This window comes from Streptomyces odontomachi (assembly GCF_024435355.1).
In the GTDB taxonomy this organism is placed as follows: domain Bacteria; phylum Actinomycetota; class Actinomycetes; order Streptomycetales; family Streptomycetaceae; genus Streptomyces; species Streptomyces odontomachi.
The window spans coordinates 1-259 of record NZ_JAMJWG010000117.1 but is presented as its reverse complement, the minus strand read 5'-3'; the positions used below and the strand labels follow the sequence as shown (position 1 = coordinate 259).

At 69.5% G+C, this 259-nt stretch carries 1 protein-coding gene; it reads left to right on the top strand.

Going from position 1 to position 259, the window contains the following annotated elements:
* Positions 1 to 259 (top strand): TCP-1/cpn60 chaperonin family protein (locus tag NQO67_RS43625; protein ID WP_305127011.1); only part of this gene is annotated, 259 nt, incomplete at both ends.

Sequence of the window (259 nt, the reverse complement as noted above, 5' to 3'; positions counted from 1 at the left end):
CGTGAAGCTGGCCCTGGAAGCCCCGCTGAAGCAGATCGCCGTCAACGCCGGCCTCGAGGGCGGCGTCGTGGTGGAGAAGGTCCGCAACCTCACCCCGGGCCACGGTCTGAACGCCGCGACCGGTGAGTACGTCGACCTGGTCGCCGAGGGCATCATCGACCCCGCCAAGGTGACCCGTTCGGCGTTGCAGAACGCCGCGTCGATCGCCGGTCTCTTCCTCACCACCGAGGCCGTCGTCGCCGACAAGCCCGAGAAGGCC